General features: G+C 39.6%; 23 protein-coding genes. 10 read left to right on the forward strand and 13 right to left on the reverse strand.

Going from position 1 to position 24682, the window contains the following annotated elements; genetic code table 11:
• The first annotated feature begins 25 nt into the window (after positions 1 to 25).
• The gene (locus H5183_RS16200) at positions 26 to 772 is read left to right on the forward strand and encodes a SapC family protein (RefSeq protein ID WP_182732183.1); all 747 of its coding nucleotides are present in this window, start codon (positions 26 to 28) and stop codon (positions 770 to 772) included.
• Complete coding sequence (locus H5183_RS16205) at positions 765 to 1487, forward strand: DUF6445 family protein (protein WP_259397361.1); 723 nt, start codon at positions 765 to 767, stop codon at positions 1485 to 1487. Before H5183_RS16200 ends, H5183_RS16205 begins: the two co-directional genes overlap by 8 nt.
• Positions 1488 to 1652: 165 nt before the next feature.
• Here the strand turns inward: H5183_RS16205 and H5183_RS16210 are convergent, their stop codons facing one another.
• Positions 1653 to 2282, reverse strand: a complete 630-nt coding sequence (locus H5183_RS16210) for a response regulator transcription factor (protein WP_145240576.1) — start codon at positions 2280 to 2282, stop codon at positions 1653 to 1655.
• Entirely contained in the window at positions 2279 to 3442 is a 1164-nt protein-coding gene (locus tag H5183_RS16215) for a sensor histidine kinase (protein ID WP_182732184.1), read from the reverse strand. Before H5183_RS16215 ends, H5183_RS16210 begins: the two co-directional genes overlap by 4 nt.
• Before the next feature lie 267 nt (positions 3443 to 3709).
• On the opposite strand from H5183_RS16215, the gene H5183_RS16220 reads away from it, so the two are divergent.
• From H5183_RS16220 to H5183_RS16230, 3 genes are all read left to right on the forward strand, one after another.
• Positions 3710 to 4123, forward strand: coding sequence for a DUF2141 domain-containing protein (locus H5183_RS16220; RefSeq protein ID WP_145240580.1), 414 nt, complete (start codon positions 3710 to 3712; stop codon positions 4121 to 4123).
• Positions 4124 to 4133: 10 nt separating this feature from the next.
• Positions 4134 to 5630, forward strand: coding sequence for a carotenoid oxygenase family protein (locus H5183_RS16225; RefSeq protein ID WP_182732185.1), 1497 nt, complete (start codon positions 4134 to 4136; stop codon positions 5628 to 5630).
• A 224-nt stretch (positions 5631 to 5854) separates the two neighbouring features.
• The gene (locus H5183_RS16230) at positions 5855 to 6382 is read left to right on the forward strand and encodes a hypothetical protein (protein WP_182732186.1); all 528 of its coding nucleotides are present in this window, start codon (positions 5855 to 5857) and stop codon (positions 6380 to 6382) included.
• 34 nt (positions 6383 to 6416) lie between these two features.
• Here the strand turns inward: H5183_RS16230 and H5183_RS16235 are convergent, their stop codons facing one another.
• Complete coding sequence (locus H5183_RS16235) at positions 6417 to 6929, reverse strand: CIA30 family protein (protein WP_182732187.1); 513 nt, start codon at positions 6927 to 6929, stop codon at positions 6417 to 6419.
• Between the two features lie 87 nt (positions 6930 to 7016).
• Between H5183_RS16235 and H5183_RS16240 the strand changes: the two genes are divergently transcribed.
• Together H5183_RS16240 and H5183_RS16245 are read left to right on the forward strand one after the other, a co-directional pair.
• The gene (locus H5183_RS16240) at positions 7017 to 7754 is read left to right on the forward strand and encodes a hypothetical protein (RefSeq protein ID WP_182718118.1); all 738 of its coding nucleotides are present in this window, start codon (positions 7017 to 7019) and stop codon (positions 7752 to 7754) included.
• A 165-nt stretch (positions 7755 to 7919) separates the two neighbouring features.
• Positions 7920 to 11171, forward strand: coding sequence for a S41 family peptidase (locus H5183_RS16245; RefSeq protein ID WP_182732188.1), 3252 nt, complete (start codon positions 7920 to 7922; stop codon positions 11169 to 11171).
• A gap of 132 nt (positions 11172 to 11303) precedes the next feature.
• Here H5183_RS16245 and H5183_RS16250 read toward each other — a convergent pair whose 3' ends face one another.
• The 4 genes from H5183_RS16250 to H5183_RS16265 form a co-directional block, all read right to left on the reverse strand.
• Positions 11304 to 11957: an NAD-dependent epimerase/dehydratase family protein gene (locus H5183_RS16250; protein ID WP_182732189.1), complete on the reverse strand. Its 654-nt coding sequence runs from the start codon at positions 11955 to 11957 to the stop codon at positions 11304 to 11306.
• A 111-nt stretch (positions 11958 to 12068) separates the two neighbouring features.
• Complete coding sequence (locus H5183_RS16255) at positions 12069 to 12740, reverse strand: hypothetical protein (RefSeq protein ID WP_182732190.1); 672 nt, start codon at positions 12738 to 12740, stop codon at positions 12069 to 12071.
• Positions 12737 to 13480, reverse strand: coding sequence for a hypothetical protein (locus H5183_RS16260; protein ID WP_259397362.1), 744 nt, complete (start codon positions 13478 to 13480; stop codon positions 12737 to 12739). Before H5183_RS16260 ends, H5183_RS16255 begins: the two co-directional genes overlap by 4 nt.
• A 26-nt stretch (positions 13481 to 13506) precedes the next feature.
• Positions 13507 to 14091: a hypothetical protein gene (locus tag H5183_RS16265; protein ID WP_182732191.1), complete on the reverse strand. Its 585-nt coding sequence runs from the start codon at positions 14089 to 14091 to the stop codon at positions 13507 to 13509.
• Positions 14092 to 14318: 227 nt separating this feature from the next.
• Between H5183_RS16265 and H5183_RS16270 the strand changes: the two genes are divergently transcribed.
• Both H5183_RS16270 and H5183_RS16275 read left to right on the forward strand, forming a co-directional pair.
• On the forward strand, positions 14319 to 15035 hold the full coding sequence (locus tag H5183_RS16270) for an enoyl-CoA hydratase/isomerase family protein (RefSeq protein ID WP_182732192.1): 717 nt from the start codon (positions 14319 to 14321) through the stop codon (positions 15033 to 15035).
• A 67-nt stretch (positions 15036 to 15102) separates the two neighbouring features.
• On the forward strand, positions 15103 to 16089 hold the full coding sequence (locus tag H5183_RS16275) for an RDD family protein (RefSeq protein ID WP_182732193.1): 987 nt from the start codon (positions 15103 to 15105) through the stop codon (positions 16087 to 16089).
• An 85-nt stretch (positions 16090 to 16174) separates the two neighbouring features.
• Here the strand turns inward: H5183_RS16275 and H5183_RS16280 are convergent, their stop codons facing one another.
• The 6 genes from H5183_RS16280 to miaB form a co-directional block, all read right to left on the reverse strand.
• Positions 16175 to 17401 (reverse strand): hypothetical protein, encoded by a 1227-nt coding sequence (locus tag H5183_RS16280; protein WP_182732194.1) that lies wholly within the window; start codon positions 17399 to 17401, stop codon positions 16175 to 16177.
• Between the two features lie 81 nt (positions 17402 to 17482).
• Positions 17483 to 19063, reverse strand: coding sequence for an apolipoprotein N-acyltransferase (gene lnt, locus H5183_RS16285; protein WP_145240604.1), 1581 nt, complete (start codon positions 19061 to 19063; stop codon positions 17483 to 17485).
• Positions 19044 to 19925, reverse strand: a complete 882-nt coding sequence (gene corC / locus H5183_RS16290) for a CNNM family magnesium/cobalt transport protein CorC (protein WP_149980717.1) — start codon at positions 19923 to 19925, stop codon at positions 19044 to 19046. Before corC ends, lnt begins: the two co-directional genes overlap by 20 nt.
• Positions 19926 to 19947: 22 nt before the next feature.
• Positions 19948 to 20406, reverse strand: a complete 459-nt coding sequence (gene ybeY, locus H5183_RS16295) for an rRNA maturation RNase YbeY (protein WP_145240621.1) — start codon at positions 20404 to 20406, stop codon at positions 19948 to 19950.
• Positions 20407 to 20410: 4 nt separating this feature from the next.
• Complete coding sequence (locus H5183_RS16300) at positions 20411 to 21472, reverse strand: PhoH family protein (protein ID WP_145240623.1); 1062 nt, start codon at positions 21470 to 21472, stop codon at positions 20411 to 20413.
• Between the two features lie 50 nt (positions 21473 to 21522).
• Positions 21523 to 22968 (reverse strand): tRNA (N6-isopentenyl adenosine(37)-C2)-methylthiotransferase MiaB, encoded by a 1446-nt coding sequence (miaB, locus tag H5183_RS16305; RefSeq protein WP_145240625.1) that lies wholly within the window; start codon positions 22966 to 22968, stop codon positions 21523 to 21525.
• A 253-nt stretch (positions 22969 to 23221) separates the two neighbouring features.
• On the opposite strand from miaB, the gene H5183_RS16310 reads away from it, so the two are divergent.
• Positions 23222 to 24391: an FAD-dependent oxidoreductase gene (locus H5183_RS16310; RefSeq protein ID WP_182732195.1), complete on the forward strand. Its 1170-nt coding sequence runs from the start codon at positions 23222 to 23224 to the stop codon at positions 24389 to 24391.
• The last annotated feature ends 291 nt before the right edge of the window (positions 24392 to 24682 follow it).

A 24682-nucleotide genomic window follows, 5' to 3' on the forward strand; every position in this document is an offset into this window, starting at 1 on the left:
AAATATAAAGAATAAAGAGAACAATATGACTAATTTAGTTGCAATTAATTACAGTGCTCACAAACATTTAAAAATTGATATCGCGAAAACTCAAGAACACAGTGCCACGCAAAATATGCTTCCCGTTGTGGTTGCTGAATTTAGCCAAGTATCTGTGCAACATCCGATCGTACTTGCTAAGAGTGGTGAAACAGGCGAATTTACCTTAACGGCATTATTAGGTTTTGAGCAACATGAAAATTTATTTTCGAAAGACGGTCAATGGCAAGGAGTTTACATACCATTACAGTTACAAAGGCAGCCATTTTTTGTCGGTGATATACAAGCTGAAGAAGCGGGAGATTATGCGGTTTGTATAAACTTAGACAGCCCATCGATAGTTCGCGACTCAGCGCAAAATAACGTCAATGACATCCAGGTATTATTTACTGACAGCGGTGAAGATAGTGATTATTTTGTTAAAATGAAACAATGCTTAGGGTATTTATTGCAAGGCGAAATAGAAAATAAAGCACTGATCGACACATTGTTAGCACTTAATTTAGTGCAGCCTCTTTCCCTTGACGTTACCTTTTGCAATAAGCAAAGTTCACGTTTAAACGGTCTATATACGGTAAGTGAAGAGAAAGTAGCGGCACTAGCTCCTGAACAAATAGGGCGTTTACATAAAGCACAACAGCTTAAACCAATCTACACGATGATCAATTCATTGGGTCAACTGTATCCACTTATTGAACGTAAAAATCAGCAGTTAGTTAGTGTACATGACTAGTGCTACTTTTTTAAACCCGGCAATGAAAGTTACACGCTTAGTTGTTGGTAATGAGCGCATACCTGTTTTAGTGATTGATGATTTAAGTTTAAACTATAATGAACTCATCACCTGTGCTTGTGAAAACGTTAATCATAGCTCGGCATTTACTGCATCTAATGGAGATTTATACCCAGGGGTTCGCAAACCATCACCGGCTAACTATAGTGAGCAACTTAAAGAGTTACTCCCTATCTTAAAGTCGTCGTTCAATTTTATCGATAGCAATGACATGAAAGTGGTTTTTTCTGCGTTTTCAATTGCCACAACACCGGTAACAAAATTAAGGCCCATTCAAATGTTGCCTCACTTTGATACTCCTAGTGTTAACCAGCTTGCTGCTGTGCATTTTTTATGTGCAAAAGCATATGGTGGAACGTCCTTGTATCGGCATAAAGCATCTGGCTTTGAACGTATAACACAGCAGCGACTCGCACCGTATCGTGCAATGATCAAACAGCAAGCCATTGCTCAAAGGCTCCACGAACGTCCTAGTTATATTTCCAGTGATACAACATTGTTTGAGCAAATAGCCTCACTAGAGGCGAAACCGAATAGGCTTATTGTATATCCAAGTAATGCCTTGCATTCTGGTAATATTAATCCTGATTTAGGACTATCTAGTAATCCATCAACAGGCCGTTTAACCATTAGTAGCTTCCTAGCCTTTGGGTAATAACAAAGGCTAGGAAGCTAAAGTAACCTGAGCGCAGATTTAGTATTTTGATTGAATGGCTGAGTTTGTAGATGTTTAATCTAAAGTAGAAATATAAGTTATATCGTTTGTTTATTGGTAATACTGTAAAATAAACATGTACTTAAAAAGCTTGTGTAAGATAATTCATATAATTTTCGCGCTCAATGCTTTAAGTACTGCGCGGGTTCTATCGCGGGTATTGAGCTTTGCCAGTAAGCTTGATACATGATTCTTAACGGTTCCTTCAGCTAAAAAAATGGCTTGAGCTATTTCTTTATTAGATAGTCCAGCTGCGATCAGTTTTAAAATATCAGTTTCGCGTTCACTCAGCGGTTCAATTTCATTATCCCCAAAGGTCGACAGCTGTGCTGCATTTAGCTGATTTAATAACACTGGCTCTGCTAAGGTTTGTCCGTTGTACACACGATGGACTGCATGATGAAGCTTTTCGGTGTCGACATCTTTGAGTAAGAATCCATTAGCTCCTGCTTGCATTGCATCGACAAATAACTGCGGATCATCAAAAGTTGTTAAGATAATTACCTTACAATCAAAATGCTGTTTGCGAAGTTGGGTTAGTGCTTCGATACCATTGACGCCAGGCATCCTAATATCCATTAATAGTACATCAATGGGATCAGAGGATAGCTGCTCGCATACTTTGATGCCTGAGTCGAGTTGCCAACAGACGGTAAATTCGTCCGCTAAAGAGAGTAAATTGGCGATCCCCTCGCGGATCAGTGCTTGGTCGTCGACAATGGCTAGTCTGATCATAATGTGTCCTTAAGGGGGAGGGTGACATGTAAGCAAAAACGCTCTGGCGTTTGCTTGATTTCCATACAGCCTTGATATTCACTTACCCGCTCTTTGATTGAGTTTAAACCACAGCCGAAATTCAAATCACTTTGTTGGGATTGCTGATTAATAATATCTAAGGCTAACATTTTGTTGGTCTGTGATAGTCGCACTTCAATGTGTTTAAATTGGCTATGCTTAATCGCATTGGTAATTGCTTCTTGACACACTCTTAATATACATTCGGCTTGCTTATGGGAATGGATCTGCAGCGCATTGTCGATGTTAACAGCAAAATTGTAACCAGGTAACCGATCTGCAATTTCATTGAGTGCTGTTTTTATATCAATATCACCGTCGTTACGAATACTGCGAACCATGTTGCGGATCTCACTCAGTAATGCTTTTGCTAAGTCGCGTGATTGGATCAATGTAGCATGAGAAGAGTCATCATTTGAGTTGGCTGTTTGCTGTGCGGCAAACTCTAAATTTAAAATTAATGCGGTAAGTTGATGGCCACAAATATCATGCAGGTCACGACTGATCTCAAGGCGCTCACCATGACGAATACTATCGGTTAGTAAACTTCGTGTAGAAGCAAGGTGTGCATTCATCAGTGTTAATGCTTTATTTGTTGCAGCTTCTTTGACGGCAACTTTACTGGCGGCAAACGAAAAAATCTCAAAAGCCAAGTAGACACTACTTAGTGTTAATTCATGCCACAGAGAAATAGCATTTTCTTTACTAAAAAAGAGCACCAGCACAAGTGAGCTATGAGCAGCAACCATCGGGACTAAAGCGTATCTCGAGCTAAAAATGAAAGGCAGTTGCCCTGCTATAATCACCAATAAAATATAAATTAATGGGGTGTGTAATATCCAGCCTAATATTAAAGTTGCCAGTATTTGTAAAAATATAAAACAGCTTAAACTGCGAGGATTTTGGTTTACACCATTTGTCAGTGTAATCACTAAAAAGCTTAGTATATACAGCATATAAGCGAGAAAACTGCTTAATAGCGATGTGGCTTGACTAGTTACTAAAGTAAGCGCCATAACTGTGGCGCAGCCTAGTAAGCCCGCTAATGTTAGTTGCCAGTTAATAGGTTTTTTTAGTGTCAATAAAGAGGGTGACTGCATTTCGCTTCCAGCAAAAAAACAAAGTGCTTTAGTTTACGTTAGCTTGTCTTTAAATAGCAATAAAACAGCAATGACTCATTAATTTAAATCAATAAAACAGTATGCGGGTTTTTAAACGCGATGTTAATAAATTTGCTTAATACTAAGACATAAACAAACTAATTTCAAAAAACATGACTTTTGGCACCTGTATTATATGTGGGACTTTTCTACAGTAGCTACATCAGCTTAGCAATAGGTGTTAAGCCACATTAGAAAGAGCTTGTTATGTTTAAAAAATTAGTTTTTACCAGTGCATTTGCAATCAGTAGCTTAGCTGCACAAGCTGCCGAATTAACGGTCGATATTGCGGGGATTACACAGCTTGAAGGTGATATATATGTGGTGCTTTATGACTCAGTCTCTGCTATGGAGTCAAATAAAGCCACGCTAGCATATAAAGGGGCCGTGACTAAGTTACAGACTACAGTAACATTTAGCGATTTAAGCGCCGGTGATTACGCCATTTTGGCTTACCAAGATTTAGATAATAATCAAAAGCTCAATCGTAATATGATTGGTATTCCTAATGAGCCATATGGTTTTAGTAATAATCCTCGTTTAATGGGGCCGCCAAGTTTTGACAAATTACGCTTTGCTGTCGGTGATGTTGATCACACTATTCAAATTTCGATTGATTAAGGATATTGCTATGTTACGTCGTGAATTTTTAAAAAAATCAACATACTTAAGCACATGCGCAATCATCGCTAGCCAATGCCCTGCGGTATTTGGAGCAAATGCAAAGCCACAGCCAAGTCATTCTTCTGCTATACAGTCTTCTTTTTTAGGTTGGCAAGGGGTAACGGATAATATTGATCCACATTTTGAACCTTGGCAAGGTGAGCTACCCGTTCAGTTACAAGGTATAACATTTTTCCGCAATGGCCCGGGTATGCAAGAGCGGGCAGGGCAGCGTTACAGCCATTGGTTTGATGGCGATGGGTTTGTTAATCAATTTAAATTTTCACAGCACGGTGTCACTCATCAAGGAAAATTTACACAAACACAGAAGTTTGTCGAAGAGAGTAAAGCAGGAAGGTTTTTATATAATGGTGCAGGCTCAATAATTACTAATGCAAAACCGGCAAAAAATACCCAAGTATTCAATACTGCAAATACGGCATTGTTACCAATGGCCGGTGAGCTTTGGGCTATGTGGGAAGCGGGTACGCCGTATCGCCTTGATCAAGAAACACTCGCAACCAAAGGACAGGTTGATTTTGGGTCTGAATTAAATGGGGTTCCTTTTTCAGCTCATCCTCATGCTGATAGCGATGGTACGATTTGGAACTTTGGTGATATTTCTTTTACAGGTAAACCTTGCATTGTAGTGTATCAACTGACGGCGCAAGGAGGCATAAAACGCTATAAACTTTTACCACTGCCACATCATAGTTATATTCATGATTTTGCAGTGACAGAGCAGTATTTAATATTTTATTTGCCACCCATGTTACAGCAACTGGGAGAAACTTATATAGAACGATTTAAATGGCAAAAACAATTAGGCAGTCGGGTATTAGTGGTTGATAAGCATAGTTTGCAAGTAGTTAACCAGATGGAGCTTGAAGCTGGATTTGTTTTTCATTTTGGAAATAGTTGGCAACAAAATAATGAACTAGTTGTTAACTTATGTCTGTATCCAGATGCAACTGTAATGACTGATGTAATGGCTAATATAGACAATAACCAAAATCGTATTGCGCATGAACCAGCTAAAGCAGCGCAGCTTAGGCTTAATCTTGTTACTAACAAGGTATCGATTAACTGGGCTGAACCATATATGGAATTTTTGCAATTTGATAAGCGTTTCGCTGCTAAGTCATCGGCTTTGCAGTATGGCGTAGGAATAAGCAAAAATAATCCACATAAAGAGTTTAATGCAATCACAAGATTGAACACGCAATCAGGCCAAAGTCAAAGTTATAGTTTTGGTGATACAGCCCATGTTGAAGAGCCTTTATTTATAGCCAAAACAAATAGTAATAGAGAAGGGCAAGGTTATATCATTAATACGTGGTTGGATTATGGATCGGCTAAAAGTGGTGTTGCTGTTTTTGATGCGGAGAAAATAGGTCAAGGGCCGTTGGCTTCAATGCAATTACCCTATCATTTACCGCTGGGTTTTCATGGAGCAATAGTATAGCAAAAGCTAATTTACAGTTTGCAAAGCAAGTGTGTTTAATTGTTGCTTGTAATCTAACGGTAAAACTCCTTTGCCAGTGAGTTTAATACCGGCGCTTAGGTGCTTAACCATTAGTAGCTTCCTAGCCTTTGGGTAATAACCAAGGGTAATGTTTTTGCAAAAGAAAGCTAAAGTCTTATTATTTTGTGCCGATATTATTACCAGGATAATTTTAAGGATGAAATATGAAGATCTTACCTGTTATTACTATTCCTGAAGCTCATGGGTTTCAAAGTAAATACGACAAACGACTTGAAGAACAAGCAGCGCAAACAGAACAGCCTGAATATATTTTGTCTGAGTTTTTAGATGCTAAAGCGCAAGAGTATAGCGAAGATGATGTGAATTTTGCTGAACAGTATAACAATTTACAAAAAGTGTATGAAGATTTCGCTCAAAAGATCATCGTGCTACAAGAACAAATTAATAAATTAAAACAAGATCCAATTCAGCGAAATCTCAAGCTTGAAAGCCACAATAGCAACTTTATACAGCTGGAAAAAAATACCGAAGCGCAAAATTTAAAAATAGATCCTGAGCATACTGGTGCGAAAAAATACCGAGATTCTCAACAGCAAGAGCAAATTGATATATTAGTTCAGCAACTTAATGAGCTAAAGTCCAACCACGCAGAAATAAAGAAACAGATGATAGAAATGGTTATCACAGAGCTTAAAAAGCGAGATAACGAAGAATATGATTTTAAAAAATAATTTTAATATTTCCAATATAGCCGCTTAATTTACGCTATTTATGCTCAAAGTTAATATGCGCTAATTCAAGTTTAAAATTACCTTGCTGCTTTTTGGCGATCATAAGGCCCAATTGTTGTACATCTTTGAACGTTAACTCTGGTTGCTGCTCTAAGGTTTTACCACGGTAAGTAAGACTAAAGTCAGTTGGTGAGAATGTAACGACTTGCCATTGATCTTTTAATGTTGCAAACGAAGCAGTAAACGCTGGCCCATCTAGGTACTGACTCGTTCTTAAGCGAAGTTGATACGTTTTACCATCTCCTTTGAACCGTAAAGATATGAGATTGGCGTTTTCTTTATTAGTGTTTATTGTTGTGCGTATTGAAGCAAAGCCTCCATTATTTTCAAAAGAAACGTTGCCTGTAAAAATTAAGCTATTGTCCTTCTCATAAGCTTGGCTGGTCGATAAACCGCCCATTACTGAGTCATTAACTATTTGCCAGTGCAGAATTAAATCGCCGGAACCTGATAGTAAGGGCAAACTAGTTGTAGGGTTTGTTTTCATTTTTTATCGCAAAGCTTTGTGTTATAGATAAGCTCAATAATACGTATGTTCAGATAAATTGATCACTTTTTTAAAAATAGGGAAAGCATGAATTCAGATAAATTTTTTAAATGGGTATGGAACTTAAATGGAATTATTTTATTAGTCGGGGTTTTAATTGCTACTGCGTTAATTTCAGTCCAACTTGTTACAACAGTATTTAATGATAACGACGTTGAGCCACCGGCATTAAATTTAGCAGATGACAAAAACGAAGAAGAAAAGTGGCGTTTGGGCTACCCGCGAAGAGTAGGAGAAACGGACTTTTATTATATAGAGCTTGAGTCTGAAAAGTTAACGGTTGAAGCCGATACCGAACGTGGGTTAGGGCAAGTTGTAGAAAATTTTAGTGGTTCCTCTTATTATAAAAATAGGCCAACACGGTCAAAAAATGTGATGTTTATCAATGGTAAAACAAACTATGCAAATTGGCTTTTTGATACGACAGATCAGTTGATCACTGATATTTCTCCATTGTATTTATCTGAATTTGATTCGCAGTCAAAAGCGGCGGGTATTGCCTATCATGTTATTAAAAACGACACAAATAACGACGGCCTTTTAAGCAACGAAGATAAAAGCACTTTTGCGTTAAGTAAAATTGATGGCAGTGGTTATAGCGAGGTTCTCACAGGCTACGACCGCATTCTTGAGCATGCTGTTAATGAGCAAGGCAATTTGTTTATGTTGTTTATAGACAATGCTGAAGTGTTTTCAATGCTTGTTGATTTAACTACTTTTAAAGTGATTGATAAAAGGCAGCTACCTAAAGTCGGAGGACTATAACTATTACTCATGAGTATTATTTAACCTGACCTCTGATTAAGAGAATTACTAAGACACTGATTATAAATATTGTTCAGGTTATTTACACTCTGTTACAGTTATTTGCCGAACAAAGCTGCAATCCATTTTTATGTTGTTATGATGATATAAAATAACAACATAAGGATGGTTAAGTTGAAATTACGTACTTTTTTAACCGCAATAGCGATTGCGGTTGCGCCTACATTCTCACCCATGGCCGCGGCTTATGATACTCAAGATACGCGATTATTGCGTTTCCCTGATATTCATAAAGAGTCGGTTACTTTTGTTTATGCCGGTGATATTTATATAGCAAATATCAAAACGGGTAACAGCACGCGCTTAACAGATCACATTGGTTTTGAAACATTCCCTAAGTTTTCTCCAGATGGGAAAAGGATCGCTTTTTCAGCACAGTACAATGGTAGCCGCCAAATATATGTAATGAATCGCGATGGCAGTGATCTAAAACAGCTGACTTACTATAACGATGTTGGTGTGATGCCGCCTCGTGGTGGCTATGATTATCGTGTCCTTGATTGGACGCCTGATGGTAAACATATAGTGTTTCGAGCAAACCGTACACCTTATGGTAAGCGTGTGGGACGTCCTTACATGGTGCCTGCCGATGGTGGCTTAGAGCAGCCATTGGCTATACCTGAAACGGGTGGCGGCATGTTATCGCCTGATGGTAAGCAATACGTATATACACCAATTGATCGCGAGTTTCGTACCTGGAAGCGCACGCGAGGGGGCCGCGCACAAGATGTATGGATCTATGATTTAGAGCACAACAAGTCTACGCAGTTAACTACCGATAGAGCCACTGATCAGCAGCCTACTTGGGTGCATGACAATATTTATTATGTCTCAGACAGAGCATACACCTTAAATTTATATAAGCATCAAGACGGCAAAGCACCAGTAAAAGTGACCAATCACACGGATTTTGATGTGCTTTGGCCATCGGCAGGCCCAGATGCCATAGTGTATGAGAATGGTGGTTATTTATACCGTTTTGACGATGCAACGCAGCGTGAAGAAAAGCTGACTATTAACGTACAGGGAAATCGTGAATATACCATGCCTTATAGCAAAAATGTGGCTGGCTTTATTGATTCGATGGATGTATCCCATGATGGTAAGCGCGTGGTTTTTAGTGCCCGCGGAGAGCTGTTCTCAGTACCCGTTAAAAATGGCCCAACACGCAATTTAAGCCATACGCCTAAAGGGCGTGAAATTGCCGCTTCGTGGTCACCAAATGGCCGTTATATTGCGTATATGAGTGATGAAAGTGGTGAGTACGAAATTTATATCCAAGACCGAGCTAATAACAACAAGGTTAAACAACTGACAACTAATGGCACTATTTGGCGTTTTGACCCTGTTTGGTCTCCGGACAATAAAAAGCTATTGTTTGCAGATCTAAATCACACCTTATGGTGGCTTGATATAAAAACCGGCAAGCAGCATAAAATTGATACCGCCAAGTATGAAGAAGACGGCTTAACTACGTATATTTGGTCACCTAATAGTGAAGATGTTGTATTTGTTAAAAATAACGAAAATCGTTATGCCTCATTATGGCATTACAATTTAAAAGACAAACAAGTTACACGTCTGACCGACGATATGAGCAGTGAACGAAATCCTGCGTTTTCTCATGATGGTCAGCAATTGTATTTTACTTCAGAGCGCGACTTTAACTTAACTTTTAGTAGTTATGAATTTGACTACATGTTTAATAATGCCACGCGAATTTATGCTGTTGCTGTCAATAGCAAAATCAAACCGCTGAATACGCCACTGACTGATGAAATAAGTATTGTTGACTCGAAAGCGGATAAAGACGATGACAAGTCAGCTAAACCGTTAAGCACTTATATTGAAAGTGATGGTTTTATGGACCGCGTTGTCGCTCTAAATGCTCCGGCCGGAAATTACAGTGCTTTAACTGCTGTAAAAGATGGCGTATTAACACTCTCTGCGGGTGGGCTAAAATTAATACCTATTGCCGTCGATGGCGAAATTGCCACCGTAGCGAAGGGGGTTAATAGCTATAAAATATCAGCGAATGCGCAGCATATCATTGCTCGCTCAGGTGATAATTACAGTGTAATTAAGCCAGCCGCTGAGCAAGATTTAAAAGCCACCCAGTTAGACTTGCAAAATATGATACTAAAAATTGACCCGCAAACAGAGTGGGCGCAAATGTATCGTGAAGGCTGGCGGACATTACGTGATTGGTTCTACGATGAAAATCACCACGGCCAAGATTGGGATGCTATTTTAAAACGCTACCAACCAATGGCTGATGCAATCGCACATCGCGCCGACCTTGACTATGTGCTAAGCGAAATTGCCGGCGAGATTAACTCCGGGCATATTTATGTCAACTCTGGCGATATGCCAACTGCAACACGTTTACAGCATGGTTTATTAGGCGTAGAAATTAGCGCGCATAAATCCGGTTTTGTAAAAATCGAAAATATCTTTAAAGGCGAAAACTGGCACGAGAACTTCCGCTCACCACTCAACGAGCCGGGCGTTAACGCAAGCGTTGGTGATTATATTGTTGAGGTAAATGGTCGTTCAGTAAAAGATGTGGTTAACTTTTATGAATTACTTGAAAACACCCAAGGTAAATCGGTTGAGTTATTGCTTAGTAAATCCCCGAGCCTGAAAAAAAGTTGGAAGGTAACAGTTAAACCAATCGCAAGTGAAACCGGCTTACGTTATTTACAATGGACGCAAAGCCGTGCTGAATACGTCGATAAACTATCCGACGGTCGAATTGGTTATGTACATTTGCCAAACACACATTACGAAGGTAATCGTTCGTTATTTAAAAACTTTTTACCGCAAACTAGCAAAGAAGCAATGATCATAGATGATCGCTACAATGGCGGTGGTTTTATCCCAGAGCATATGATCACTTGGCTGGCACGTAAACCGCTTAACTACTGGAAGCGTCGTGGCGTTGAGCCAACTAAAACGCCACAGTTTGCCCATGATGGACCAAAAGCCATGCTGATCAACGGCTACTCAAGTTCAGGTGGTGACGCACTACCGTATTACTTCCGCCAAGCAGGTTTAGGTAAACTAATTGGCACTCGCACTTGGGGTGGATTAATAGGTATCTCTGGTAATCCAGGGCTTGTGGATGGTGGCTCTGTGATCGCTGCTACCTTTAGAATACTCGATAATGACGGTAACTGGATCATCGAAAATGAAGGCGTAAGCCCAGATATCGAAGTGATTGACCGTCCAGAGCTTATTCAAGCTGGGCAAGATCCGTCGGTTGAGCGTGCCGTACAAGAGCTGTTAAAAGAGCTTAAGGCAAACCCGAAAAAAACCTTGATTGTGCCCCCAGCCCCAACAGAGTTTGGTAAGTAGTAAGGTTAATAGGTATTAAAAACTGAGCCAGCATTTGCTGGCTTTTTTATAGCTTTTTGCGCTGAAGTTCGTATTTAAATTTGTCGGTCGCCATTTATGGCGAAAAGGAACGTATAAGATGCGTACTGAAGTTTAACTGTTAAATAGTTCATCTAATCTAAAATATTCAACACCATCACCTGATTGTTTACTGATATTACACATTTTTATAGCAACTTGTTTGCCCGTGATAGGGCGATACTTTCTTAAACCAGGCAGCATACATAAAATTGGTAACAATATACTGCCAAGCTTTTCACCAATACGAAATTCGTTATTACGCTCGCCAAGTAATAACGATGGCTGAATAATACTAATGCGTTTAAATGGCAGTTCTTTGACAGTATTTTCAAGTTCACCTTTCATTTGTAAATATGCGTTACCACTATTGGCATTTGCACCACTGGAGGATACTAGCAAATAATGTTTTACTTCGTGTTTTGCAGCAAGTTCAGCGACTTTTAACTGATAATAAAAATCAACCTTACGCTGAGCGGCTATAGAGCCAGCTGCTTTTTTGGTGGTGCCTAAACATGAAAATAATATATCCGCTTTAAAAAACGCAGCGTGTTGAGCTAAATGGTTAAAGTCCACTACATGATTAACGACTTTGTCACTGTTATAACTAATAGGGCGACGCGTTAGGGTGATAACTTTACTGATATGAGTTGCCATAATTAATTCTTCAACTAAGTGGCTGCCCACTAAGCCAGTTGCACCGACAACAATAGCGACTTTATTAAGCATAAGTATCCTCAAGTATTAATTTTATTTGTGAGAACTGGGGGTGATTATAATATCACTCATCAAAAGTCTAATAGTGGCTAAAGTTATAGCTTACTATTAGACTGAGAGCTATTAGATTTCTTTTTTTAACAAGACGATAGGGGATAAAATATGTTTTATCACTTGTTCATATTTACTGTCATCGGTTAAATCTGGAGCATGAAGATCTAGACCAATCTCAAAGTCATAATTTTTTCCATCAGGAATGTAGTACTGTACGGCAAGGCTTATTACCGGCCTAAATTCGACTGACTTTTGAGGTATTGTTACGATATGTTGCTCAACACCATTCCAATTAGCAGTGCCATCAATAACTTTTATTGAGGTTTCTTGCGGATGAATAACTAACAGAGTATTAATATTTGGATATGCGCTTTTAACGTTATTAAACGTGTATTGCATTGCTGTTTGTATTAGTTCTAAGTTAAGTTTACCTGTTTTTGTGTTGAAAGCACCGCCTTGTTTCATAATAAAACTATCAAAAAATCTTTGTGCCTGCGGATTTAGGTTAGTTAAATTATATTTTTTTGAGAAGTTGACCACGTTATTGTCAAATGCTTCTCGGTATAATACTTTGCTACCGGTATTGGAGGTTGGCAACCATATATAGGCAAGATCGCTATGGGTAGGTGCGTTGACTAATGTGATTGCACTAATCCTCACTTCAGGATCGCTATTATATTGAATCAGTTTACACCCGACTAAATTTAGTAAAGTCATGATGATTAAAAAAAGCTTCATCATTTTTTTGTTTTCCAAGTGTCAATTGTCTTTAGTGCAAATTGTAACGCGTTGTCTAATTTTGTAGGATCTTTAAATAATTTATCAGCATCTTTAACAATAATTTCTTCATCGCTGTTAAATTGTGCAACTAATTCAATACCCCCAGAACCTGTTGTTAACAGTGTATCGTGTTCATCTCTAATACGGATATATAGTCGGCTCCCAGGAACATAACCTTCTTCGTTCTGAAATAACGATACAAATATATCTCCACCATCAGCGCCGCCTTCAAGGTAAGACTCTTCCTGACCATACCATTTTGCCACATGTCCTAATAGAATACTGTTAGTAAATTCTGCTCTAACAGTATCTACGCCCGCAAATACAAACGCACTTATACCTAATTTAGCTTTTGTTTTAGCAAGCGCTTTTTTCCAGATTTCATTACGTAGGTTTTCATTTTCCTGACCTGTAAGAGGGTCGTACAAATTATCAGCATTGTCTAATAACTGATAATAAAGATCATAAACCTCGCTGGCATCGACTACTTGAAATCCGCGATCTTCAAGTGCTTTTTTTATAGGTGTTTTATAATGATCTGCCAACTGTTGTTCAAAATAACTGAGCTCTTCTTCAACATAAAAACCACCAAGCCCAAGTATCTGATGGTTTGATTTTAGTTGTGCAGTATTCATGTAATTGGGTGAAGAGTTACACCCACTTAATGTTATAAGGATAAAAATAGTATAAATATATCTCATAATAATTCCTGAAAATGAGTGTTAAGTTAAAGTAATTTGATTCCGATTTTAGCGAACGAGGTGAGGGTCAGATATCTATATTCGCTACCTCCAACTTGCGAACGCCAGTTGATCGTAGTTATTTTATTATTCAAACCGCTATCAGTATAAAAAATTAGGTATTTTGCCTCGCTTGGCAGAGTAAACTGTGTTTTGTAGTACAGCTTACCGTCCAAACCTAAGATTGTTGGTAAACCATTTTGCCATGCTTCATAGGGTTTGAGGTGTTGAATAATCTGTTTTGACTTATCCAAAAGCAATAACTGAGGATAGACAAGCGTTGCATTTTGAATAAATACGCCATTAGCGTAGCTAAAAACTTGGGCAAAACGACTATCGCTAGGTTTTTCAATTGCAATAAATGGACTTTTCGCATCGCCAAAAAGTCTTACAGGCTGCTTTTTCAAATCAAAATGAATAAACTGCTTTGTTTGTTGCGCTACGAATGTAATATCGTTTAAGTTAATACAACATACCGTGTGATTCTTTAATATTGCGAGATCATTTTTAGCCGAATTCGCGCAGCCTGATAACAATAGAAGTAAGAGCAATACAATTGTTAACTTTTTCATAAGTATTTTAATTATTATTAGTATATAGATAGTATCTAATATGCAATAAGACTGAAATATATAAATTGCTAATATGTGACACAATGTAAATGAAATGAAAGGTGATGAATTTAAACTGGTTTATTACAGGCTCAATGGTTTGTAATTAAACAGATAAACTAAACATCGGTCTGCGTTTAAACGAGCAATAATCTTTTTAAAAAACTATAAAATTGAAGAGGGACTTTATGAGTATCATCTCCTTAACCACTCAACATAACGTTGCGGTGTTAACCTTAACAAACGGCGAAAATCGCCAAAATCCACAGTTTGCACATCAACTAAAACAAGCGTTAGCAGAGGTTGTTGAAAACCAAAACCACAAAGCGCTAGTGATCACCTCAAATGATGATAAGTGTTGGAGTTTAGGCATTGATACTGATTGGTTGTTACCTGCTATGCAAGCAAAAAAGGCCGATGAAATACGTGGTTTTATGTACGACATGGACGATGTATTTAAAACCTTACTGCTTTTTCCTATGCCAGTGATCGCTGCCATTAATGGTCATGCTTTTGGTAACGGTGCAATTTTAGCGTGCGCGTGTGACTTTAGATTTATGCGCGGCGATCGCGGCTTTTTTTGCTTCCCTGAAGTGGATTTATCAATCCCATTTTTACCTGGCATGATCGCCTTTGTGAAAAAAGCGATCCCTTACTATCGCTTTAACGAAATGAAACTGACAGGGCGTCGCGTTTCTGGATCAGAGCTTGCAATTGATCACGTTATAGAAAAAGCCTCAACAGACCAAGATAGCCTATTAGCGGACGCAATGGCGTTTGCCGCTGCATTTGATAAAAAGCGCGCCATTTTTGCTGAGCACAAAAAACGTTTACACAAAGAAATAATTCGTGTGATAGATGAAGAAAATAAACCATTTATAGATAATCTAGCCTTGATGGTTTGAGCTATAAGCTGCTCTCAATAACAATCTAAATAAAGATGCTTATTTAATTTTAAGGATAAAGGCGTAAATGAAAGCGAAACAAATAGAACAATTAGCATTAACAGCTGCTGAAACTAAGGAAGTTATTACGCCCTATGCATTTAAAATAGATCAAGCGTTATTGGGACTACCACTTGCTTCACCGACTCGCCGCGCGCTCGCGATGGTAATCGATGTAGCGCTAATTTTTCTCGCGGCTAAGATCAGTGCTGCTGTAATCGCATTTGTAGCTGCAATGGCTTTTTATAAAGGCACAGCGCAAAAATACTTACCAACAATGTCGACTGTTTGGCGAAGAGTATTAAAAATAACAGCTACTAGTATATTATTTATAAGTTCACTCTCAGTGCTTTCAATCGCAATCGATTTTTTTGAGGATGATACTGCGATTCAAGGGATAAGAATTAAACGCGAAACACCATTAAATGCAGAGGAAAAACAACAGATAAATACTTATTTAACGCAAACAGCACCAAGTCAAAATTGCAATCAGACTTGTCAAAGCAATGCACTTGCCAATTTAGTTGCTCAAGTGCCACAACTGGCTGAAATAGATGAGTTTGATAATGCTCAGGTTGCCCGGTTGTTATTGAAAGTAATGGTTGAAGCTGATGAGCAGACGGCTGAACCTGAAGACGCACCGGTTAAAGCTGCACCTGTGAATAGTATTTTACAGTGGGGCAAAGGAATCATTCAAGATTTAGGTCTTGGCTTTGGTTGGGCCGCGGTGTACTTCACATTATTTTCGCTTTTGTGGCGTGGCCAAACACCGGGTAAAAAACTATGCAATATCCGAGTTGTCGCACTTAGTGGCGAAGATTTAAGTTTATGGGATGCGTTTGGCCGATACGGCGGCTACGGCGCAGGGTTTGCAACTGGTTTACTAGGTTTTTTACAAGTTTATTGGGATCCGAACCGCCAAGCCATTCAAGATAAAATATCAGCAACTGTGGTTATTAAAGGCAGTATAAATCAGCTAATAACTGAAGAGACAGTTAAAGCGATTGTTAAATAGATAGTTAGACTCTAAGCAAGTTTTATAGAAAGGATTAATATACAGAAAATGCCCTATTTATGAAAAATAGGGCATTTAGGGAGGTTCACAGTCCTAAAAACTCTAAATAAGGCATAATAACATCGATATTTGATTTTATGAGTGCGCTAATACCGGCAAAAAACAGCGCGAATAGTGTACACGCTGAAACATAGCTAACATGTTTATAAATCAGACGATAAAACTTGTCCAAGAAGTTCCACATCAAAAATAATGCGGCTATCCAAAACATGGTATCAAGTTTATATAACAGCGCAATTGTGACTACCGCTATTTCACTAATTAAACCGATAAGCTCAGCGCTAAAACGTAGCCAAGGTTTTTCTTTCAATAAGAAAAAGCTAAGTTGGGAGATCCCTGAAAAATAAGCAAGTGGCAGTAAGGTGAGCATACCAAGTTCAAAAGATTGCAGAGGCTGTCTTAATTCGAGTAAAGGTGCGAACCAATCGGTATAAAATACTAACCAAGCTAATAGAGTTAACGTAAAACTAAGCGCCGTTAAATAAACAGATTGTGCAACGCGTTCATCTTGGCTGCCGACGGTTACTCTGCCTGGAGCAACTAATATCATAAAACCAAAAGTTGATAACAAAGCTAATACACTGCAAAACCCAAATATGCTGTTATCAAATATTAAGGTTAGCGCAGCAAATGTAATTGCTAAGGGCCATCCTACCCATTTAATTTCTTCTTTTTCGTCACTAATACGACTTAGCACTGAATAGCTAATAACGCTGCCTAAAGAGAATCCTGCAACCAGTAACCAATATTCGTAATGTAAAAAAATGAGTGAAAAAATAGACGCGCCGTAAATCAAAAGTTCGTTGAGTAATGGTGGGAAATGTGACATCACTTTGCCAATTAAGGCCAATAATAACAAAGCTGAAATAGCATATAGCGCGGTGGTGAAACTATCAATACGCTGCTCGGTGTCAGATATTGGTGAAGGTTGTTTGCTAATTTGATGGGCATTACCAATCGGTATGTCGGAGGTGTATGTTCCACTGTCTAAGTCAAAATGAAAGTTCGTTTGCGCTTGTTGATGTAAAAAAGTAGATTTTTCAGTATACACATTCTCTGAAACAGCATTTTCAGCTTTTAACTCTAGTAATAATTGATATTGAGCTTGTAACTCATTCTTTGAACTGACTTCATATTGAGCGGCTAAACCCAAGGAGGGGATAATAAGCATCAATACGAACAGAATAAAATGCCTGATTCTGACCATGTGCTGTGTAATTGATTGTTTGCATTGGGTGTTAATTAACAACATACAACTTCCTTGTTATTATGTTTACGACAATTGATGTAGATGAAATATATCAATTGTGTGATTACTTTTTAGTGAATATATTTAACGGTGATTATCTTTATATTTAAATTTTACGATTAATGCTGCGATTGTAATGCTAAAAATAAATAACCACACAGGCAAGTTACCGTATTGACTATAGATGCTGTCGCCTTGGATTAGCTTGATATTAACTTTAAGGGTGTCGGCTTTAAATTGTGGCATGCGGACTTGAATTTGACTGATTGGGTCGTATACGCCGCTGATGCCATTGTTGGTCACACGAATAAGCGGGCGTTGTAATTCAAGGGCACGCATACGGGCTATTTGCATGTGCTGGTGGGGACCGTGGGAGGCACCAAACCAGGCATCATTACTTACAGTAAATAAAATATCCGAATCATTGTGGTAATTACCACGCACTAAATCAGCAAAAGCGATTTCGTAGCAAATGGCCGGTAATATATTTAAGCCATTAGCACGTAAGTTATTTTGAACTTGGTCGCCGCGAGTGAACGATGACATGGGTAGGTCAAATAATGGCGCGATTGGGCGCAATATATCTTCGAATGGCACAAACTCACCAATGGGTAGTAATTGATGTTTTTGATAACGATTTTTACCTAAGTATTGATAATGACCGTGCTCGTCGCTGTGCTCTTTATTGCCAAGTACAATAAGGGTGTTAAAAATAGTTTTGGTGTCGAGTTGGTAATCAACAATACCGGTGATAAGTGCGGTGTTGTTAAATGACGCTGCGCTATCGAGGCCGGCCAAAAAGCTGTCGGCAAGGGCTTCAATTTCAGGAATAGCTGCCTCGGGCCAGACGATCAAGTCTGCATCCCAGTGGGGGCGAGTCATGTCTTGATATTTACTCATAGTGGTCCAAAACTCACTAGGCTCAAAACGCAGGCTTTGTTTGATATTACCTTGCACTAATAAAGCACTAATGGTTGTTTCGCTGTATTGATTGCTGCGGCTAACAACACCCATACCGCTGATAACAGCGATGATAGCTGCGGTTGCTATCGTTAGTTTAAAGTCTTTTGCAATAATAAGCCTATAGAGTGCAAATGCGATGGCTATGCACACTAACGTTAAGCCAAATTCACCGATCAGCGGCGCTAAAAAGTTAAGTGGGCTATCGGTTTGAGTATAACCAAAGCTTAGCCAAGGGAAGCCGGTGAGTACCACACCGCGTAAGTATTCGGTGACAGCAAAGCCTGAGAGTAATAATAAACCGTAGCTACTAGGGCCGCTGGCAAAGCGTGTGGCAAACATAAAGGCTAAAGCCGGGTAGATAGCTAAATAAGCACATAACAGCACCATCAGTAACACTGAGGCTACCAGTGGCATACCGCCGAAGGTGGCAATGGAGACATGCACCCAACTGATACCTGCGCCAAACCAACCGAGGCCAAATATAAAACCATATTTGGCGGCGCGTTTACTGGCTAGTTTGCCATATTGCTGCCCAGAATTATGTGTGTGGGTACTATATATCGCTAATGCTAAACAGGCGAACGTGAGGGGCCAAATCTCAAAAGGGGCATAACACAAGGTTAAAAAGAGGCCCGCAACCAGTGCGAGCCATGCTTTTTTATCTTTTGCTAAATGCAGGCAGTTAGTCAGAAGTGTCTTCACTGTCGTTATCATCAGCCTTTGGCACTGTAACCTGTAATTGCAATAATCGACGATTATCGGCATTGGTTACTTTAAATTGTAAGCCATCTATATCAATTATTTCACCACGGCCAGGCATATGCCCAAAGGCGTGTAAAACAGTACCACCGATGGTATCAGCGTCTTGCGTGCTGTAGCCAGTTTTAAAATATTCGTTAAAATCATCAACAGGAGTAAGTGCTTGAACAACAAACACATGCTTTGCAAGTTGACGAATATCTAGTTGCTCTTCTTCGTCGTGTTCATCTTCAATTTCACCGACGATGAGCTCAAGAATATCTTCTATGGTTACTAAGCCAGATACACCGCCGTATTCATCAATTACTAACGCCATATGGTAACGCTGTTGGCGAAACTCATTAAGTAGCGTATCAACACGCTTACTTTCAGGCACAACAACGGCTGGGCGTAAATAATCACGTAATGATGGCAGTAGATCATCTTTATTGAGGATCAGTGGTAATAGATCTTTTGCTAGTAAAATGCCTTCAATGTGGTCTTTATCTTCACACACCACTGGAAAACGTGAATGCGTTGAATCGACCATCATTGGAATGAGTTCTTCTAGTGGCGCTTCCACTTCGAGCGTGATCATTTGTGAGCGCGGGATCATAATATCTCGCACTTTTAACTCTGACACACCGAGCACACCTTCGATCATCTCTTTGGTTTCAGGATCAATGACATCCCGAACTTGCGCATCGGCAATTACTTCAGCCAGCTCTTCTCTATTCTGGGGTTCCCCTTGCAACATTTGGGTAATTCTACCCAACCAGGTCTTGCCAGAAGAACCCTGGCTAGTCTGCGAGTTATCGTCGCTCATTGCGTCTACTTGCTCCGTAAATTTAAATATCGTCCCGATATGGGTCTGCTATGCCTAATTCGGCAAGCAATTGCTTTTCAATGCTTTCCATTTCTGTCGCATCTTCATCCTTTATATGGTCAAATCCAAGTAAATGCAAGCATCCGTGGATCACCATATGGGCAAAGTGGTCATGAAATGACTTTTCTTGCTCTATTGATTCAGCTAACACTATGGCTGGGCAAATAACTAAATCACCCACCAAAGGTAGCTCTATACCTGCTGGCGCTTCAAATTCAAACGACAACACATTGGTTGGTTTATCTTTACCACGGTAGTCATTATTGAGTTGTTGGCTTTGCTCTTCATCAGCAATAACAATACTCAGCTCTGATTCGTCACGGTATTGACTAAGCACTTTATTAGCCCACAGCGCAAATTGCTCAAGACTAGGCAAGTTATCAAACTCGCAGGCTATTTGTAAATCAAGTTCAGTGTTCACGGCATCACTCTTTAGTCGAAGGTTGCGCTTGCTCTTGGTTTGCGAGCAAGTCTTTAGCACGTTGTTTTTCGGCGCGTTTGAGTCGTTCTGCTTCATCGTTACGTTCGTAGGCTTCAACAATACGTGCCACGACAGGGTGGCGCACCACGTCCTGTGATTGGAAGAAGTTAAAGCTTATTTCGTCTACATCGCTAAGTACTTCAATGGCGTGACGAAGCCCTGAGCGCGCACCACGGGGTAAATCTACTTGGGTAATGTCGCCGGTGATCACTGCTTTTGAATTAAAACCAATTCGGGTTAAGAACATTTTCATTTGTTCAACCGTGGTATTTTGGCTTTCATCTAAAATAATAAAGGCATCGTTAAGTGTGCGACCACGCATAAAGGCAAGTGGAGCGACTTCAATGACATTTTGTTCCATCAGCTTTTCGACTTTTTCAAAGCCGAGCATTTCAAATAAGGCATCGTACAATGGGCGCAGGTATGGGTCGATTTTCTGACTTAAATCACCTGGTAAAAACCCCAGTTTTTCACCGGCTTCAACAGCAGGGCGGGTCAATAAAATACGCCGTATTTCTTGACGCTCTAAAGCATCAACTGCTGCGGCGACAGCTAAGTAGGTTTTACCTGTGCCAGCAGGCCCGATACCAAAGGTGATATCGTGACGAAATATATTCGATACATAATGACCTTGATTGTCGTTACGTGGTTTTATTACGCCACGACGAGTTTTGATCATCACCTCTTTGCCATATTCGTTTAGCTCATCTTGCTCTAATGCATTTGACTCACTAATGGCTAAATGTACGGTATTTGCTTCAATTTCAGTAATAACACCGCGTACTGGCTGAGTTTCGACATATAAGTCTTTGAGGATTTCCATCGCTGCAAACGCGCTGGTGGTTTTACCGGTGATTTTAAAATAGTTATCGCGATGAGTAATTTCAACACCTAAGCGGCGTTCAATGTGTTTGATGTTTTCGTCAAACGGGCCACATAAAGATGAAAGACGTTTGTTGTCGGAGGGTTCTAAATAAATCTCTAATTTTTTTAATTGATTACTCAAAATTGCTTCCTGTTTTGATGTGCCAGCGAGGCTGGCACAGTAAGTTTCGCCTAAGGAACGAAAGTTGCAACACCTAATTCATCAGGGGTGGCTTGCGGCTCTGGTTGTGCTGCTTTACTTAAAATATCAGCAGGAGCAACCGCACGGCGTAAGTTCATTTGGGATTCTGTACGAATTAAGTCACCGCGTAAAGAGTTTGGCAGTGCCTCAGTTATACGTACATCAACAAACTGACCGATCACTGTGTGTGGGCCAATAAAGTTTACTACGCGGTTGTTTTCAGTACGGCCACGTAGCTCCATCGGATTTTTCTTGGATGGACCTTCAACTAGGATGCGTTGTTCAGTATCAAACATTTGACGACTGATCTGTTGCGCCATTTGAGTAATACGGTTTTGTAGTAGGTATAAACGCTCTTTCTTTTCTTGCTCGCTGACATCATCAGGCAAATCAGCCGCTGGCGTACCCGGGCGTGCGCTGTAGATAAAGCTAAAGCTCATATCAAAACCAATATCATTGATAAGGTTCATCGTCGCTTCAAAGTCAGCGGCGCTTTCACCTGGGAAACCAATGATAAAATCTGACGACATACTTAAATTAGGGCGAATTTTACGTAATTTACGAATCGTTGATTTGTACTCAATAGCAGTGTGACCACGTTTCATTAAATTAAGAATACGATCCGAACCGCTTTGTACAGGTAAATGTAAGTGATCGACTAATTCAGGTACGTCGGCATAAGCGTCAATGATGTCTGGTGTAAACTCTACCGGGTGCGACGTGGTGTAGCGAATACGGTCAATCCCGTCGATAGCTGCAACATAACGAATTAAATCTGAGAAGTAACAAATTTCACCATCGTGAGTTTCGCCGCGATAAGCATTTACGTTTTGACCTAGTAGGTTTACTTCACGAACATTTTGCTCTGCAAGTTGAGCAATTTCTAATAATACATCATCAAGCGGGCGGCTGACTTCTTCACCGCGCGTGTAAGGTACTACGCAGAAGGTACAGTATTTAGAGCACCCTTCCATAATAGATACAAATGCAGAAGGACCGTCTGCTTTTGGCTCTGGTAAACGGTCAAACTTTTCAATCTCTGGGAATGAAATATCAACCACAGAGCTGCCTTTGTTACCTTGCACTTGTTTGATCATTTCAGGTAAACGGTGCAATGTTTGAGGGCCAAAAATAACGTCAACAAATGGTGCGCGTTGGCGAATTGAATCGCCCTCTTGTGACGCAACACAGCCACCAACACCGATGATCAGATCGGGTTTGTCATCTTTGAGTAATTTCCAACGGCCTAGTTGATGGAATACTTTTTCCTGCGCTTTTTCGCGAATTGAACAGGTATTGAGTAGGATAACATCTGCATCCCCAGCTTCATCAGTTAACTGGTAGCCGTTGGTTGCATCGAGAAGATCAGCCATTTTCTGAGAGTCGTATTCATTCATCTGACAACCCCAGGTTTTAATATGCAGCTTTTTACTCATTGAAATATAGCCTCGTTTTCAATTCGGTAGTGGCACGGTTGTGCGCTAAACAGGATAAGCGGCACTTTCGCTTACTTAAAGGACGCGTATTTTAGCTGGATACCCGTCTAGATCCAAGTATAGTTTTTATGTTTGTGAATTGAAGTCAAACAAAGTGCGTTTTATGGTTGATTAAGATGAAACTCACTCGCACTTGTAAACAGAAGTACGATACAATCAAGCGCACTGAAAATAACCAAATTAGTGACTAAAAATGATGAAAAACAAGGTTATTGTTGTTGGCGGCGGCATGGTTGGTGCAGCCACAGCAGTTAAACTCGCTAAACAAGGATGCCAAGTAACAGTGATTGAGCAGCAGATAATTGATGCTGATGCTGTATTGGCAAGTGAAAAAGTTGATATTCGTGTATCTGCTATCAATCGTTTTTCAGAAAACTTATTAGATGACTTAGGCGCTATGCCTATTTTACGAGTGCATCGACATGCCCCATATCAACAGCTCGAAGCGTTTGAACGAACGGGCGATAACCTTTTGTTTGATTGTCACGATATTAATACCACTCATTTAGGCCACTTAATTGAAAATAATTTAATTCAAGCGAGTATCTGGCAACAGTTTGCACAGCACAATATCGAAGTGATTGAAACACCTCAATCATTGTCCGCAATTGAGCAAAGCGAACAGCAAGTGACATTGCATTATGGTGAGCAGCAATATACCGCTGATTTAGTTGTTGCTGCAGATGGTGGGCAATCGTTATTACGTCAACAGGCCGGTATTGGTGTTACGGGTTGGCAATATGGTCAGCATTGTATGGGAGTATTAATAAAACTAGACGCTGCGCAACAAGTAAAAACATGGCAGCAGTTTAAGCCCACAGGTCCGGTAGCTTTTTTACCTATGCAGGCGCCATACGCCAATTTAATTTGTTACCACGATGCAAAGCAGTTAAAGCAATGGCAGCAGCTCTCAGCAGGCGAATTAAAACAGCAACTGCTTGCACATTTCCCGCCCTTAGCTGGGGACTTTGATATCATAGAGCATGCAGTATTTCCGTTAGCCCGCCAACATGCCAACAGCTATTCAGATGGCCGTATCGTGCTGGTTGGTGATGCAGCGCATACGATTAATCCGCTCGCTGGGCAAGGGGTTAACTTAGGTTTTCAAGATGTCGTAGCACTTGCTGATATATTAAAAAATGCAGACGATATAGGTGCTGCACAATATCTTAAACAATATGAGCAAACTAGACGCAAAGCAAATTTGTTAATGATGAGTATGATGGACGCTTGTTATTTTGGTTTTTCTAATCAACTAACTCCATTGCAGTGGGCACGCAGTCAGTTTTTGAAAATGGCAAATAAAACCGGACCGGTAAAGCATTGGGTATTAAAATATGCGATTAGCGGTGAAATCAGTTAAGAATTCTCATTTTATTAAAAATATTATTGTCATAGCGAATTATACCAATCGTGTTAAGTTACTGACCATTTATAGCGACAGATAAATGGAGTGATAACAAGGCGTAAATTTTGACATGTAGTTGTTCTACTTGAAAAAATTAGAACGCAGTTAGCGCTTTATTTAGCTCGCTAGAATGGTTAAATATTTAAGTCGATTGGTATCAAATAGCTAACTAATTTAATGTAATTGGTATTAATAGAATGGCTAGGGTGGGCGAAAGCTCACTCATATAATTTTTTGATAAAAGAT

Source organism: Pseudoalteromonas sp. SR44-8 (genome assembly GCF_014163635.1).
GTDB lineage: Bacteria > Pseudomonadota > Gammaproteobacteria > Enterobacterales > Alteromonadaceae > Pseudoalteromonas > Pseudoalteromonas rhizosphaerae.